The organism is Amycolatopsis sp. BJA-103, assembly GCF_002849735.1.
Lineage (GTDB): Bacteria > Actinomycetota > Actinomycetes > Mycobacteriales > Pseudonocardiaceae > Amycolatopsis.
The window spans coordinates 4,643,192-4,657,660 of the sequence record NZ_CP017780.1; the positions used below are offsets into that span (position 1 = coordinate 4,643,192).

Below are 14,469 nucleotides of genomic sequence, written 5' to 3' on the forward strand. Positions count from 1 at the left end.
CTACTACCCGCAGGGAGATCGGTATGCGACATCCGGAAAGTACCGCGCCCACTCCTCGATGATTTTGCGGGAAGTGCCGTACTCGCAGGCCGTGTGAGCCGCGCTTTCCGTGTCCAGGCTCCAGCGCCACACCGAGGGATTCTCACCGAAGCTGATGCCCACCAGGACCCGCCCGTTCGGCTCGAAGGCCAAAGCGCGAAGATCACCGGCTCGGCCAGGAAGATTGATGATGTGTACCGGCTCACGAGGCGTCCATGTGTTGCGGATCGTCACCTGGCCCACGGCGTCCGCTGTGGCCAGGAACGCCCCGTTCGCACTGAAAGCGACGGCCGTCAGGGTTCCGTCGACCGTGTCCATCAACGCCGGCAACCTCGAACTCCGAGGCGGTTTCACATCCCAGACCAAATAGGTTCCACCACCTTTCTTCGAAACCCCCACGCTCTCGTACGAAGAAAAATGAGACTCCTTACCGATGATATAGCCCTGACTGTCCTGACTGTCCGATTCCCCGGTCAACGTTGGACTGCCAGGACTGCTCACATCCCATATTTGTTCCCTTTCGCCTCGATGCGTGGCCGTCTCCCCTGCGGTCGACGTCACCAGTACTTCGTTTCCGGCAAAAGCCCTTATAGGCAAACCACGGAACTCGACGCCCCGGGGTCGCCGAGAATCGGCGAGGTCCCAGAGTGTGACTTTCTCCGACGAGTCGGAAGTCACGGACGCGGGCGGTGTTCGATCCGCGCTGGAGGCGACGAGGATCCGTCCGTTGGGGCTGAGCGCGACACTGCCGGGTGCCGCAGGCAGAGTCGCGAGTTCTCGGGGCTTCGCCGGTTCTCTGATGTCCCAGAGACGGACGGTGCCATCGGCCGCCGCCGTCGCCGCGGTCCCGCTGTCTGCGCTCACGCTCGCGGATCTGCCGCCCAGAAGGGTGGTGCGCGGAGCTTTGGTGACGTTCATTTCCGCTAGTGACCAGAGCTCCGTGCGATCCTGGCCGCCCCGTCCCACCAGGACTATCCGTCCATCGCCGGCCAGGACCGGCGATGAGTCGTCGCCTGGATGGAAGGGGAACCGTCTCGCTGCTCCTGCCGTGGAGATGAGGGTGTCCCGAGTCACCGGTGACGGATGCAGCCGGTAGGCGGCGAGGCTCAACTGTGCGGCGACTCCGGGAACGGACCGGCTCAGTTCGGCCGCGTCGTTGACGGCGTTCAGCGCCAGCGCGACGTTGCGTTCCCGGGTGGCCTGCAGTTGTGAACTGGTGGCGTAGACGGTGGTCGAGGCAGCGATCAAGAGCATCACGATGAGCACCGCGATGGACCGTCGCTGCCGACGTATCTGCCTGCGCTTCGCGGTCTGTTCCCGCTCGTAGGCAGCGAGGCTGGCGTCGAGGAAGAGCCGCTCTTTGACGTTCGGACAGCCCCCGCTGTCCGCCCAGTCTCGCACCACGGCGAGCCGGGTGCCGCGGAGCAGCGCGTCGAGATCGTGGTCATGCCGTTCCCAGACGGCCGCGGATTCGGTGAGTTCGTGGTGGACGCGTTGCCCCTCGCGGTCTCGGGACAACCAGGCCGCGAGACGAGGCCAGGCCTTGATCAGCGCCTCATGGGCGAGCTCCAGGCTGTCCCTGCTGCGCACGAGCAGGCGTGCCTGCGTGAGCTGGTCGACGACTTCGGCGACGACCGGGTCGTCGCCGAGCTCCTCGACAGCGATCTTGCGCTTGGTGTCCTCGGTACCCTCCCCTGGCACGGTCAGCCGCAGGAACAGATCCCTGGCGATCTCTTGTCGACGCTCGTCAAACGTGCCGAACACCGATTCGGCGGTGTTCACCAAGGCACCGTCGAACTCGCCACTGGCCCGAAAGCCGGCGAGAGTGAGCGCGTGTCCCCTGCGGCGCCGCCAGGTCTCGAGCAGGGCATGGGACAGCATCGGCAGCACGCCTGCCCGGCCATGTGTGTGCGCGACCAGTGTGGTCAGCAGCGCGCTCTCCACGGTGCAGCCGGCCTGAATCGCCGGTTGGGTGATGGCCCGCCGAAGCTCGTCCGGAGTCATGGGACCGACGGTGACCTGCGCGTCCTGGAGCGCTTCGGCAAGTTCGGGGTTCAGGGCACAACGCGGGTAGAAGTCGGCACGCACCCCGATCACGACGCGGCAGCGACTGCCGTCCGCGGCCGCCGCGGTCAGGAGCATGGCGATGAAGCGTGACCGTTCTCGCTCGTCATGGCACAGCGTGAACAGTTCTTCGAATTGGTCCACCACGATCACGATTTCCCCGTCGGACCGCTCGGCCGTCAGGAACTGACGCACCAGCCGGTGCAGGCCGCGGGGGTCGCCGGTCAGGTCGTGATACACGGCTCCGGTCGTACGGTTCGCCGCCGCCGCGAAGTGGATCGCGCACTCCTCGATCGGATGGGCGCCCGGTGTGAAGGCGAGGACGGTGGACGTCAGGCGTGGAACGAGGCCCGCGCGGATCAGGGACGACTTCCCGGAACCCGACGGGCCGAACACCGCTACGAACCGCTGGATCCCGATCCGCTGCAGTAGGTCGTCGGCGAGTCGCTCCCGCCCGAAGAACCTTCCGGCATCGCCGCCGCCATAGGCACGTAGTCCCACATAAGGCGCCCCCTCGTGATCCTCGACGGACCGGCCTGCGGTCGGCGCCGTCTCCGCGGCGACTGCGTGCCACCGCCGAGTCCACTCGTCGACGTCGCCGCCGCACGCGCGCACATACGCCAGCGCGACCTCAAGACTGGGCAGCCGTCGCCCGCCGGCCGCATCGGACAGCGTCGTCGACGAGTAGTGCGCGCGCCGGGCCAACTCCCGGTACGACGGAGACCCTGCCTTGCCCCGCAGCGTCCGCAGGTCGAAAGCGAAATTCACGAGCGGAGAGCCATCCAGCTCGAGCGGTCGTTCAGCGCGTGGCACGTCCCGCCACCCCTCCCCAAGGCCGGTGACCGATTGTCCGGACCTTGTTGTCCGGCGTCCAGTTCTCGACACCGGACAACCCGTCCGCACTAAACAGAAGCGGTGGCCCGCTCTCGAGGGGGGAGCGGGCCACCGCCGGAACCGTCCGGCGGCGAACACACGACGAAAGGGAACACCCATGCGTTGGTTCACAGGACTCTGCTCGGCCCTCGGACTCGCTGCAGTGGCCGCGGTCGCTCCGGCTACGGCGGCACAAGCCGTGTCCGGGGACGGCGGTGTGTCGATCGCCGCCTACTCGGACTGCCCGTCCGGATGGTTCTGCGTGTGGGAGCACGCGAACGGCCAGGGTCGGATGATTCGCTTCCAGACCGGCTCAGCCGACCTTCGCGGGCAGAACGCCAACGATCAGATCTCCTCCGTGTACAACCGCACCAGCAGGATCTGGTGCACCTACACCGACATCAACTACGGCGGCACCCTCTGGCGTGTTTCCGCCGGCTGGCGAGGAAACGTGCCCAGCCAGCTGAACGACCGCATCAGCTCGCTACGCGCCTGTTAAGAACGGAAACATCGGCTCGCGTCCTTCGCGCGGTGCCAGCCGGGGCCGGTGCGGGATCGACACAGCGTTCGGCATCAGGACTCCCGGCTGCTGACGCGGACGTGCCGGTCGCGCCCGGCACCGTAACCGGCACAGGCCATGACCAGGCTCAACCCGGTGAGGAGAAGGAGCGCGGCCGTCCAGCTGCCGGTCGTGTCGTGGAGGACACCCAAGAGAAGTGGCCCTGCCGCGGCGACAAGGTAACCCACCGACTGCGCCATCCCGGCCAGTGCGGTGGTCTCGCCGGGGCCAGTGGCACGTTGACTTTGAAAACTCAGTGCCAGCACGAGGCAGGCTCCGTTGCCCAACCCGAGAAGAGTGCACGCCACGACGGCGAGAGACGGCAGTAGAAGCAGAATCGTGAAGCCCGCGGCGGCGATCACGGCGGCGGCCGCGGCGATGTAGCGCTGATCATGGCGGCCCCGGGTGAGCAGGGGCAGCGACAAACCCGCGACCAGTGCGACGACCTGGTAGTAGAACAGCATCCAGCCCGCGCTCGCCGTGCTCGTCCCCTGCTGGCCGAGGATGCTGGGCAGCCAGGCGATGGCGGTGTAGAAGGCCAGGGATTGCAGGCCCATGAAGAAGGCCACCTGCCACGCCAGCCAGGATTTCCACGGGGTCCGGGCGTGGGTCCCAGGGGACCGCGCGCCGCCGTCCTGGCGGGCTTCGCGTAGCCGGGGCAGCCATGCGACGAGAGCGACCACCGCGATGACCACACCCCAGGCCAGGGCCGAATGCCAGGTTCCGGGCAGGACCTCGGAGAGCGGGACGGAAACGCCGGACGACACGGCGGCGACCACTCCCATGACGGTGACGTAGAGGGCGCTGACGGTGTGCACCCGCGGGCCGGGGACATGGGTGCGGATCACCGTGGGCAGCAGGACGTTGCCGACCGCGATCGCCGCCGCGAGGATCACAGTTCCCGCGAACAGGCAGGCGATCGAGGGCAGGGACCGGACCACCGTGCCCACCACGAGCGCGGCGAGGGCCACCACGAGGAGGCGGGTGGTGCCGACCCGGTGCGAAACCCGGCCGACGAAGGGCGAAGTCGCCGCGAACATGAGCAGCGGCACCGTGTTCAGCACACCACCCGCGGACGCGGTCAACCCGGTGTCGCGCTCGATGGCGGGCAACAGCGTTCCCACCCCGGTCAGGGTCACGCGGAGGTTGGCCGCCACCAAGAGGATCGCGATCAGCAGGCCGGCCGACAGAACCGGCGTGGTGGCCTGCCCCCTGACAGGGGCGAGGTCGACGTCGGGAGGACTCGAAGTGGTCACTGCTGTGGGTCCGTTCCGGTCTCGGTGAGCTTCACGATCTCGGTGGCGCAGTAGCGGGCGCCGACTTCGTCCTGGGCGGCGATCGCGTCGACGAGACGCCGGTGCAGGACGGTGTGCTCCGCGGCCGTGGTGGTCGACCAGGTCATGGCGCCGATCTGCTCGGTGACCGCGACGCTCAGGACGTCGTAGACCTCGGTGAGCAGGCTGTTCCCGCTGGCCGTCACCACCGCCTGGTGGAAGCGGGCGTCGACCTCCGCGCCGGTGGCCGCCTCCGCGGCCGTTTCGGCCTCGTCGAGCAAGTCCCGAAGGCGCGTCAAGTCGTCTTCGGAGCGCCGCAACGCGGCCAGGCCCGAGGCGTACTCCTCCAGGACCGCACGGAGTTCCAGCACATCGCTCCGCCTCGAACTGGTGGCCCTGCGCATCAACGCCAGGTGCATCTCGCTCGCCGACCGGACATACGTCCCGTCACCTCTGCGAGCCTCCAGCAGCCCCATGTGCACCAGTGCGCCGAGCGCTTCGCGCACCGTCGTGCGCCCGACGCCGAGTTGCTTGACCAGGTCGTGCTCGGGCGGAATCCGCGTCCCCACGGGCCATACGCCCGAGGCGATCTGCTCACGGAGGGTGTCCACCAGCTGTGCCGACAGGCTCGCGACGCGACGCGGCGTCCGAAGATCGTTCATAAGGCGACCCTAACACCGAATGTCTGACATTTGTCAGTGTGACGCAGGTCGCGCTCGACCTGCGGTGGGGACTAGCGCCGGAACCAGCGCCGTCGCTTCGACGAGTTTTCCGCGGATTCGGTCGGCTCCAGTCCCAAACTTCCGGTCAGGAAGAAGGTCCCGGTCACGATGTTGCCGCGCGCGGGCGGGTGCTCGAGGTCCGTGGTCGCGATGGCGACGTCGAGCTCGATCTTGGCGATGGTGCGCACCCGAATCCGATGAAAAGCCTTACCGGTAAAGGTGTTCACCGGAGTATCGACCTCGATGACCTCGCCGGCGAACAGCGCGTGCGCCGAGGGCGTCTGGTTGGGCGAGCGCTCCGCGAGCGAGAAAGTCCCGGAAGGGATGAAGAAGTCGGCGGCGAACTTCGGCCCGTCATCGTCCTGCGAGGCGAAGTAAGCCTCGGCGTCGGCGTGCACGGTGACGTCTTCGGCCAAAGCCGCCAGCACCAGGGATCCGATCTCGAGCCGCCCGCCGGAGTGGGCGAGGACCGCTCGGTCTTCGAGCTCCACCGCGACGGGGCAGACCATCTCCCCGTCGACGCCGTCGAGGAGTTCGAGCATCGCCGTCTCGTCATCGACGAGGCGAACGTCGCGTACCGGTACCGCGGGTGTCGTGCCGGCCAGGCACGGCAGAAGGAACTCGATCTCGCGGTTGCGGATCTGCGCGACCAGGCGAGCGCCCGAGGGATCGGTCCACACATGTTCGCTGATCTTCGCGGTGATTTGCCTGGCCGTACCCGCGCCGATCAGAGAGACGACCTTCTCCCCGAACTCGTCCTGGCCGGTGACACCGATTCCGATCGCCTCGAAGTGGCTGGACACGATCACTCCCCCTGTTCTGCCGTCCACCGGAGATTACTGGCCGGGCCGAACAAGGTCATCCGGGTTTTCCCGCGTCCGGTCAGGGCCGGTCATCCTGACACCGCCCGGCGGATCTCTTCCGCCACCCAGGCCATGGTCGTGCGAGCCCGCACGGGGTCATCGGTGAGAAAGTAGTGGTCCGCTCCCGGCGTCCGGTCGTACACGACGTCGACTCGGGCTTCACGCAGCCGGGCCGCGTACCGATCACCGTCTCCGCGCAAGGCGTCGTGCTCACCGGTGAGGACGACCGCGCGCGGTAGATCCGTCAGGTCTGGGGCCAGCAAGGGTGAGGCGTAGGGGTGCCGCCGGGTCGACGGGTCCGGGAAGTACACCCGGCGGACCAGATCGCGCAGGCCCGGCGAGATCATCCCGCCCGCGACCGGGTCCGGGTCACTCGCGAGGTCCAGTGCGGGCACCCCGAGCACCTGGAGTTCCGGCCGCCAGGCGCCGGCGTCGCGGGCCTGCAGGCAGACGGCCGCCGCGAGCCCGCCACCGGAGGAAAACCCTCCCACCGCAACCCGTGCTCCGGTGGCCACCCAGGAGGCGGCGTCGAAACATTGGTGCTGCGCCACCGGGAACGCGACGTAGGGGCCACATCGGAAGTCGACGTTGTACACGGTCAACCCCGCAGTCGCGGCGACATAGCGGCACCACCAGTCGTCCATGGCCGGGTGGCGCATCAGCCAGGCTCCGCCGTGAAAGTGCACGTACGCGCCATCGGAGAACGGGTCCGGCGGCCGGTAGACGTAGACGCGAACCCTTCCATGCCGGCTCGGGATCCACACGGCCTTCGGCGAGGGCAGCTCGTTTCCGGCGAACCTCAGCGCTTCTCCATACCGCACGGTCCATCGCGCCGACGCGTACATGACCGTCGCCGTGAGCCGATCCCGGAACCTCATACCGTTGGTTCGGATCCGCTCCGCCGCCGGACGGGTGCCGGCCGCCGCCGTGGCCATGGAGTGAACCGGCGACGGCGACGACCGGCGGAACGCTGCCGAATCAGCGTTCCCTCGCGTCTGGGCCACCTGCTCCCCGACGCAAGATCAGGCCCCGGCTTTCGGTTTCAGGACCCTGTCGATCACGAAAATGGTCGCGTTCCCGGCCGGAACGTTGCCGCACAGGATCTTCGCGCCGTCGATCGTCATGTTCTCGCCGAAACCCTCGATCTTCACCGGGTCACCGGCGCCGTCGAGACTCGACACCGACCCGGCGACCGCGAGCCCCTTGGCGTCGAATCGCTTACCGATGACGTGGTGGCGCAGGATCGGCTCCGGATCGGCGTCGCCGAGAGCCGCGTCGGCGGGAGCGAAGACCGTGACCGCGGTACCGAGCAGGCCCGCTGTCTCGGCCACGGCAAGAAATCGGGACGGCATCGGCGAACACGCCGGGCCGAAGACGTCCGCTTTCGTCGTCGAGCCGTCCGGCGATCCGGTGAGTCCCGCGGCGCCCGCCGGGACCGGCACGGACGGAATCGTCGTTCTGTTCGGAGGACTTGCGGCATCCGAGGCAGTACCGCAAGCCGCGAGAATCGCCGTGGCGGCGGCCAGAAGCCCGGCCCCGGCGACACGAACCTTGGTCACAGTCAGGCTCCCGTGGTTCCACTGGCGGAAGGGTGTCCTTCTCCGGGGAGGCTCGGAGAAGGACACCCTCGTCCTGATGTCCGATGTGGACCGTTGCTTACGCGGCCGGGGGCATCAGGACCGAGTCGATGAGGTACACGGTCGCGTTCGCGGTGTGGACTCCACCGCAGATCACGTTGGCGTCGTTGACCTTCAGCGCGTCCTTGGTGCCCGAGACCTTGACGACACCCTTCTCGACGGAGGTCTGGTCGCCGACGATCTTGTCGGGCGCGATCTGGCCGGGGACGACGTGGTAGGTCAGGATCTTCTTGAGGAGCGCGTCGTCGGTCTTGAGCTTTTCGATGGTGGCGGCGTCGATCTTCGCGAACGCGTCGTCGACCGGCGCGAAGACGGTGAACTCACTGCCGTTGAGCGTCGAGACCAGGTCCACCTTGGGGTTGAGCTTCCCGGAGACGGCGGACACGAGGGTCTTCAGCAGCGGGTTGTTGCTCGCGGCGACGGCGACCGGGTCAGCCGACATGCCCGCGACGGAACCGGGGCCATTGGGCACCTTTTCCGCGTAACCCGAACAGCCGGGGCCGACCAGGTCCTTGGCCGGGTCGGCCATCGCGCTGGACGACGGGGCCGCGGCCGAGGAGGACGGGGCCGGGGTGCTGCCGGCGTTGTTGTTCGATCCGGCGTCGCTACCACACGCCGCGCCCATAAGAGCGAAGGCGGCAAGACCGGCTGCCAAGGTGACGCGGCGAGTACTGCGCTTCATGACTGGTAACTCCTATTAGCTGAGGGAATCGGCCCACAGGGCTGGATGCGCCTCGACGCTTCCGAGGCGGCGAACACCCTGGATTCGAGACCTGCGCCGGGCCGGATAGGCGGACTTCGCCATCGAGATCTTTCCGTTACCTTGCGAACACGATCGTGGACGCTTCGTCACCACTCGCGGTCCACGGACGGCAATCCGCCAGGGCCCGAGGGACGAATGCTTCTTGTCACCCACTCCACTTGAACTGCCCGGGAGCAATCGTGCTCACACTTGCGTTGATCGGCCTCATCGGGGGATTGGTCACGGGCATTTCTCCGTGCATCCTCCCCGTCCTGCCGGTCATCTTCCTGTCCGGAGGCGTACAGAACGCCACCGCCACCGTCCACAAGGAACAGAACGGCGGCGGCGTCGCGACCGCTCCGGTCGAGACCAAGCCGCCGCGTTCACGTCCCTACCTGATCATCCTGGGGCTCGTGGTCAGCTTCACCCTGGTGACCTTGTTCGGCTCGCTGCTGCTCTCGATCCTCGGGCTGCCGCAGGACGTTCTCCGCTGGGCAGGCCTGATCGTGCTCGCACTCATCGGCATCGGGCTCATCGTCCCGAAATTCGAGCACCTGCTCGAAAAGCCGTTCAGCTGGATCCCGCAACGGCGCCCCGATGCCAACCGCGGCGGCTTCACCCTCGGCCTCGGCCTCGGCGCCGTCTACGTCCCCTGCGCCGGACCGGTCCTCGCCGCGATCACCGTCGCCGGATCGACCGGGCAGATCGGCCTCGAGACCGTCGTGCTCACCTCGACCTTCGCCATCGGCGCCGCGCTCCCGCTGCTGATCTTCGCCCTCGCCGGACGCCGGGTCGCCGAACGTGTCAAGGCCTTCCGCAAACGCCAGCGCGGCATCCGGATCACCGCCGGCATCGTGATGATCGCCCTCGCCATCGGACTCGTGTTCAACCTGCCGCAGCTGCTCCAGCGGGCCATTCCCGACTACACCAGCGGTCTGCAGAACGACATCAACAACTCCGAGCAGGTCAAGAAGGCACTGAATCTCGGCGGGCTGGAGAACGACCAGAACAAGGACCTCGACCTCTGCACCGACGGCGCGAAGGAACTCGAGAGCTGCGGGAAAGCACCGGACATCAAGGGAATCCAGCAGTGGTTCAACACGCCCGGCGGTGCACCTGTCGACCTGGCGCAGTCGCGGGGCAAGGTGGTCCTGCTCGATTTCTGGGCCTACTCCTGCATCAACTGCCAGCGCTCCATCCCGCACGTCACCGCCTGGGACAAGGCCTACCGCGACGCCGGACTCCAGGTGATCGGTGTCCACTCCCCCGAGTACGCCTTCGAAAAGGAACCCGGCAACGTCAAGTCGGCCGCGGACAAGTTCGGCATCGGCTACCCGGTCGCCCTCGACAACACCCTGTCGACCTGGACCAACTACCGCAACCGGTTCTGGCCCGCGCACTACCTGATCGACGCCGAAGGCACCGTACGGCACATCAAATTCGGTGAAGGCGACTACCAGACCACCGAGAAACTCATCCGCGAACTCCTCACCAAGGCCAACCCAGACGTGCGACTCCCCGCCGCCACGGACACCGCCGACGACACCCCGGACACCGCCGCGATCACCCGTGAGACCTACCTCGGCTCCACGAAACGCGTCAACTTCGCCGGGACCGAGGACTACACCGCGGGCGTGAAGACCTTCGCCTACCCCGCCACCCAGCCGCCGGACACCTTCGTCCTCCAGGGTGACTGGACCCTCACCAGCCAGAACATCACCCCCACCGGCGCCGGCGGGGAGATCAAACTCAACTACCGCGCCAAAGAGGTCAGGATGGTCCTGGCGGGCAACGGCACCGTCACCTACACCGCCAAGGGACAGACCAAGACCGTCCAAGTGAACGGCACACCCGACTCCTACCGGCTTCTGTCCACACAGGACATCGAAGCGGGCGCCATCGACGTCACCGTCGGCCCGGGCGTGCAGGCCTTCTCCTTCACCTTCGGCTGAGCACACGAGAAAGAGAAACCCATGAGCATGGAATCCGTCACCACGAACACCTTTCCCTCCGACGTACTCGACCAGGACAAGCCCGTTCTCGTCGACTTCTGGGCGCCCTGGTGCGGCCCCTGCAAAGCCCTCGCGCCGGTGCTCGCCGAAATCTCGGAGGAACACGGCGACAAGCTCACCGTCGTCAAGGTCGACATCGACGACAACCCGGAGATCGCCGGCGACTACGGCATCCTGTCGATACCGACCATGATCCTGTTCGTCGACGGCAAACCCGCCACCACCATCAACGGCGCCGCCTCGAAGGCGAAGATCCTCGGCAAGCTCGATTCCTGGCTCTGACCGGACGCGCGACACCCCTGTCGCCCGGCGCCGGCGTCGGGCGACAGGGGTGTCGCAGGTCTGGTGTAATGGTTCCATGGTCTTCGGGAGCGGGGATGGCCGAGATGAGAACGTTGCTGCGTGACGCGTGGCCGTATCCGTTGTACCGCTGGCCTTTGCTGGTCGCGTTGATAGCGGTGACGTCGGTGGCCGGCCTGATCGGGCGGCTCTTGGCCAACGTCATGCTGGGAGTCGCCTTGCATCTCGCGCTGATCCTGGTCGTCCTGGGTGTGCTCGGCGCGAGGACACGGCGCCGCCGCAACCGCTCGATCCGGGAAACGAACGCACTGGGCCGTATCCCCGTTTAGCGCGTGGCGCCTCAGAAGTCGGATTCGAGGACCACTTGGCCGCCCGGGCCGAGCACGCGGAATCCGCCCGCGTCGGCGCGCAGCACGGAACTGTTGAGATTGCACCGCATTTCGGCGGCGCCGGTGCCGATGAACTCACCGGCGGCGGTGTGAACTCCGGTGTCGTCCACGATCACCACCCGATAGCTCGTACCCGCCTCGAAGCCGGTCGCGGTCAGCTTGATCTCGACGCCCCAGGTGTGCGGAACCAACCCGGCGGAGGCGTGGATCGCCGGTGTCGACGTCGCCACCTGTACCGCTTCGAACGGTCCCGGCGCCGGAGCGTCGGGATGAGCGGCCCACCCGATACCGGCGCCGCAGAGCAAGGCGATCGCCGCGGCCGCGGCCCAGCGTGGTGGCTGCCACCGGCGCCGCCGCTGTCCCGCGCTGACGCGGCGGACGACCGCGTCGCCGAGATCGGGCGGAACGGCCGGCTCTTCGTGCTCGCTGACCTGCGCCGCTTCGGCCAGGCTCAACGCGCGCACGACCGGGCTCAGTTCCCGCAGCTCCGAACGGCAGTCCGGACATCCGGACAGATGGGCGTCGATCCTGAGGCGTTCGTGCTCGTCGAGCTGGTCGAGCGCATAGGCGCCCAAGGTTTCCCGCAAAGTACGGTGATCGTCGGGTTTCACAGCTCGACCCCCATTTCCTCCATCGCGACGCGCAGCGCCCGCAAACCGTAGAAGAGCCTGGTGCGCAGTGTGCCGACCGGGATCCCCAATTCCGCGGCGACCTCCGCGTACGGCCTGCCCCTCAGGTGAGTCTCGACCAGGCACACCCGGTGTTCCGGGCTGATCCGCCGCAACGCCTCCTCCACCAGCCAGGCGTTGACCCGCCTTTCGTCGAAGCCCGGCTCCGCGGGCTCCTCGGCCAGCGCGAGCCGCGTCGCCGGCCGGACCGACCGGCGGCGCATCTCGTCGACGATCACGTTCCTCGCGATCGCGAACAGCCAGACCCGCAGGCTCGCGACCTCGGGATCGAACCTTTCCGCCGCCCGCCACGCCCTCAGGAACACCTCCTGCACCACGTCCTGGGCCGCGCCGTCGTCGTTCAGCTGCCGCATCGCGAACCGGTACAGCTCCGGTCCGTGCGCGTTGTACACCGCACGAAGCGCGTGTTCCTCGGTCAGGCCGAGGCCGCCACTGGCCGATCCACCCATGCCGTGTCCCTCCTACCCCCTGTGTTCGGAGCAGACACGGGCCACGTTCAGCCGATCGCGGAATTTTCTCAAAAGGGATGAACGCCGACGGCAGCGACGCCGTACGCACTGGCCGTAAACCCCTCTCCCGACGAACAGGAGCGACCATGCGCACCATCCTCCGCGCACTGGTGATCGGCGGCGTGGCACTCACCCTCACGGCGGGCGGCACCGTGGCTTCCGCCTCACCTTCCGGGAACGACGGCTGCGGCGTCGTCATCTTGAGCGAGAAAGGGACCTTGAGCAGACATCAGTGCGAACGCCCGCTGCTGCCCACCTCGGCCAAGAAGATCACGGGTCTGGCCAAGGGCGACCGTCTGATCGGCCTGGACACCCGGCCCGCCACCGGCGCGCTTTACTCGCTGGCCGCCTCGGGCCGGCTGTACCGCCTCGAAGCCAAGACCGCCAAAGCCACGGCGGTCGGTTCGCCGACCGCCCTGACGGGCAAGGCGATCGGCTTCGACTTCAACCCCACGGTCGATCGGATCAGGGTCGTCACCGACACCGGGCTCAACCTCCGGCTGCACCCCGACACCGGTTCCATCGCCGGCACCGACACACCGTTGACCTACCCGGGCCGTCCGCAGGCTCCTCGCGTGGCCGCGTCCGGATACACGAACAGCGTCGCCGGAGCGACGTCGACCGCGCTGTACGGCCTCGACTCCGGGCAGGACACCTTGGTCAAACAAGGCAGCCTTCCCGGCGAAACGCCCGTCGTCTCCCCCAACACCGGCCAGCTCACCGCGATCGGAAAGCTCGGGCTGAACATCGGGTCCGTGAACGGCTTCGACATCGCCGGGACGGCGAAGGCAGGCGCGTACGACCCGCGCGACTACAAGGCCGTCGCGGCCGTCCGAGTCCACGGTGTACCGCTCCTCGTCCGTATCGACCTGGCGTCCGGACGGGCACGCGTCGTCTCGCCGCTGCTGACGTACCCGGTCGGCCTCGCCCTGGTGAGCTGAACCTCTTAGCGTATGCGGCCTCGTTTCGTCGCCGTTCGGCCGAAATTCCGCCGATTCAGTGATGCGACCAAGCCGCGTGGACGCCGAACGCGAAATGGCCGTACCAGGGCCCCACCGGGCGGCCGGGCGGTACGGGCCCTCACCCGTCGACACCGATCGGGTGGGGGCCATTTCGACGTGCCTTTTTCATCGATGATTTCGACTGTTTTTCCCCACCATCAAAGAAACAAAAGAATCATTGACATGAGCCGCAGATCTCCTGCTAGCATTCGGCACGAAGTGTCAATCGAGCGGCCTCGCACAATGCCCCGATAGACCTGGGGGCTCATTATTCGATGAGGTCGTTTTCTGGGGAAGGAAACCGATGAAAATTCGTAACTCGCTGCTGACCTTGGCCATGCTCGTCGGCGGCGCGATGACGGTGATGCCCGGAGTGGCCGGGGCCACCGTCACCGAGGATTGCACGTACAACACCAGCGCCAGCGGCGTGAACTTCCACGTCAAGTGCTCTCGCCTGCCCTCGGGGGTCTCCCAGTACCGGGCGGTCGCGCAGTGCGGCAACGGCTCCACCACCTACGGAATCTGGAAGACGGTGGCGGAAAGCGTGTACATCGGCTCCGTCGCCGACTGCACGAACCGGGGCAACGTGGCGAAGGGCGGCATTCAGCTCCGCTGAATGGCACGACCCTGGTAATGCTCGGTTTTCGAGGTGTCGCGAAAGCCACTTTCGGGACGTCTGCTGTCCCGAAAGTGGCTTTCGCGACATCGCCGTGGCGGTGAGGCGTCAGTCCGGGTGGTCGTGAGTGGCAATGAGGGTTAGAACCCGAAACGCCACTCACGACCACCTCCGCCTGAA

General features: G+C 67.3%; 15 protein-coding genes. 6 read left to right on the forward strand and 9 right to left on the reverse strand.

Annotated elements, in window-relative coordinates; all coding sequences use genetic code 11:
- Nucleotides 1–3: 3 nt before the first annotated feature.
- A complete protein-coding gene (locus BKN51_RS20045; protein ID WP_101609097.1) occupies nucleotides 4–2,916 on the reverse strand; it encodes an nSTAND1 domain-containing NTPase in 2,913 nt (970 codons plus the stop codon).
- A 178-nt stretch (nucleotides 2,917–3,094) separates the two neighbouring features.
- Here BKN51_RS20045 and BKN51_RS20050 point away from each other — a divergent pair, with 178 nt between their 5' ends.
- Nucleotides 3,095–3,475 carry a peptidase inhibitor family I36 protein gene (locus BKN51_RS20050; protein WP_101609098.1) on the forward strand — a complete coding sequence of 127 codons (381 nt, stop codon included), beginning with the start codon at nucleotides 3,095–3,097 and terminating at the stop codon, nucleotides 3,473–3,475.
- Between the two features lie 74 nt (nucleotides 3,476–3,549).
- Here BKN51_RS20050 and BKN51_RS20055 read toward each other — a convergent pair whose 3' ends face one another.
- The 6 genes from BKN51_RS20055 to BKN51_RS20080 form a co-directional block, all read right to left on the reverse strand.
- The gene (locus tag BKN51_RS20055; protein WP_168214362.1) at nucleotides 3,550–4,791 is read right to left on the reverse strand and encodes a CynX/NimT family MFS transporter; all 1,242 of its coding nucleotides are present in this window, start codon (nucleotides 4,789–4,791) and stop codon (nucleotides 3,550–3,552) included.
- Nucleotides 4,788–5,471, reverse strand: a complete 684-nt coding sequence (locus BKN51_RS20060) for a FadR/GntR family transcriptional regulator (RefSeq protein ID WP_101609099.1) — start codon at nucleotides 5,469–5,471, stop codon at nucleotides 4,788–4,790. The genes BKN51_RS20055 and BKN51_RS20060 overlap by 4 nt, the downstream gene beginning before the upstream one ends.
- Nucleotides 5,472–5,542: 71 nt before the next feature.
- Complete coding sequence (locus BKN51_RS20065) at nucleotides 5,543–6,334, reverse strand: hypothetical protein (RefSeq protein WP_101613336.1); 792 nt, start codon at nucleotides 6,332–6,334, stop codon at nucleotides 5,543–5,545.
- Between the two features lie 89 nt (nucleotides 6,335–6,423).
- The gene (locus tag BKN51_RS20070) at nucleotides 6,424–7,272 is read right to left on the reverse strand and encodes an alpha/beta hydrolase (protein ID WP_101613337.1); all 849 of its coding nucleotides are present in this window, start codon (nucleotides 7,270–7,272) and stop codon (nucleotides 6,424–6,426) included.
- 144 nt (nucleotides 7,273–7,416) lie between these two features.
- Entirely contained in the window at nucleotides 7,417–7,953 is a 537-nt protein-coding gene (locus BKN51_RS20075; RefSeq protein ID WP_101609100.1) for a fasciclin domain-containing protein, read from the reverse strand.
- 97 nt (nucleotides 7,954–8,050) lie between these two features.
- Complete coding sequence (locus tag BKN51_RS20080) at nucleotides 8,051–8,713, reverse strand: fasciclin domain-containing protein (RefSeq protein WP_101609101.1); 663 nt, start codon at nucleotides 8,711–8,713, stop codon at nucleotides 8,051–8,053.
- A gap of 260 nt (nucleotides 8,714–8,973) precedes the next feature.
- Here BKN51_RS20080 and BKN51_RS20085 point away from each other — a divergent pair, with 260 nt between their 5' ends.
- The 3 genes from BKN51_RS20085 (at nucleotide 8,974) to BKN51_RS20095 (ending at nucleotide 11,414) form a co-directional block, all read left to right on the forward strand.
- Nucleotides 8,974–10,725, forward strand: coding sequence for a cytochrome c biogenesis protein DipZ (locus BKN51_RS20085; protein ID WP_101609102.1), 1,752 nt, complete (start codon nucleotides 8,974–8,976; stop codon nucleotides 10,723–10,725).
- A 21-nt stretch (nucleotides 10,726–10,746) separates the two neighbouring features.
- Nucleotides 10,747–11,067 (forward strand): thioredoxin, encoded by a 321-nt coding sequence (gene trxA / locus BKN51_RS20090; protein WP_101609103.1) that lies wholly within the window; start codon nucleotides 10,747–10,749, stop codon nucleotides 11,065–11,067.
- A gap of 95 nt (nucleotides 11,068–11,162) precedes the next feature.
- Complete coding sequence (locus BKN51_RS20095) at nucleotides 11,163–11,414, forward strand: hypothetical protein (RefSeq protein ID WP_101609104.1); 252 nt, start codon at nucleotides 11,163–11,165, stop codon at nucleotides 11,412–11,414.
- A gap of 11 nt (nucleotides 11,415–11,425) precedes the next feature.
- On the opposite strand, the gene BKN51_RS20100 is transcribed toward BKN51_RS20095, so the two are convergent.
- Nucleotides 11,426–12,085, reverse strand: a complete 660-nt coding sequence (locus tag BKN51_RS20100; RefSeq protein WP_233224269.1) for an anti-sigma factor family protein — start codon at nucleotides 12,083–12,085, stop codon at nucleotides 11,426–11,428.
- Nucleotides 12,082–12,612: a sigma-70 family RNA polymerase sigma factor gene (locus BKN51_RS20105; RefSeq protein WP_101609105.1), complete on the reverse strand. Its 531-nt coding sequence runs from the start codon at nucleotides 12,610–12,612 to the stop codon at nucleotides 12,082–12,084. Before BKN51_RS20105 ends, BKN51_RS20100 begins: the two co-directional genes overlap by 4 nt.
- 146 nt (nucleotides 12,613–12,758) lie before the next feature.
- On the opposite strand from BKN51_RS20105, the gene BKN51_RS20110 reads away from it, so the two are divergent.
- Entirely contained in the window at nucleotides 12,759–13,613 is an 855-nt protein-coding gene (locus BKN51_RS20110) for a DUF4394 domain-containing protein (protein WP_101609106.1), read from the forward strand.
- A 364-nt stretch (nucleotides 13,614–13,977) separates the two neighbouring features.
- On the forward strand, nucleotides 13,978–14,289 hold the full coding sequence (locus BKN51_RS20115) for a hypothetical protein (RefSeq protein ID WP_101609107.1): 312 nt from the start codon (nucleotides 13,978–13,980) through the stop codon (nucleotides 14,287–14,289).
- Nucleotides 14,290–14,469 lie beyond the last annotated feature (180 nt).

Bases quoted from the DNA above. Each gene is read 5' to 3' on its own strand.
- BKN51_RS20050 (WP_101609098.1), top strand. From the start codon at position 3,095: ATGCGTTGGTTCACAGGACTCTGCTCGGCCCTCGGACTCGCTGCAGTG.
- BKN51_RS20060 (WP_101609099.1), bottom strand. From the start codon at position 5,471: ATGAACGATCTTCGGACGCCGCGTCGCGTCGCGAGCCTGTCGGCACAG.
- trxA (WP_101609103.1), top strand. From the start codon at position 10,747: ATGAGCATGGAATCCGTCACCACGAACACCTTTCCCTCCGACGTACTC.
- BKN51_RS20070 (WP_101613337.1), bottom strand. From the start codon at position 7,272: ATGAGGTTCCGGGATCGGCTCACGGCGACGGTCATGTACGCGTCGGCG.
- BKN51_RS20080 (WP_101609101.1), bottom strand. From the start codon at position 8,713: ATGAAGCGCAGTACTCGCCGCGTCACCTTGGCAGCCGGTCTTGCCGCC.
- BKN51_RS20095 (WP_101609104.1), top strand. From the start codon at position 11,163: ATGGCCGAGATGAGAACGTTGCTGCGTGACGCGTGGCCGTATCCGTTG.
- BKN51_RS20105 (WP_101609105.1), bottom strand. From the start codon at position 12,612: ATGGGTGGATCGGCCAGTGGCGGCCTCGGCCTGACCGAGGAACACGCG.
- BKN51_RS20110 (WP_101609106.1), top strand. From the start codon at position 12,759: ATGCGCACCATCCTCCGCGCACTGGTGATCGGCGGCGTGGCACTCACC.
- BKN51_RS20115 (WP_101609107.1), top strand. From the start codon at position 13,978: ATGAAAATTCGTAACTCGCTGCTGACCTTGGCCATGCTCGTCGGCGGC.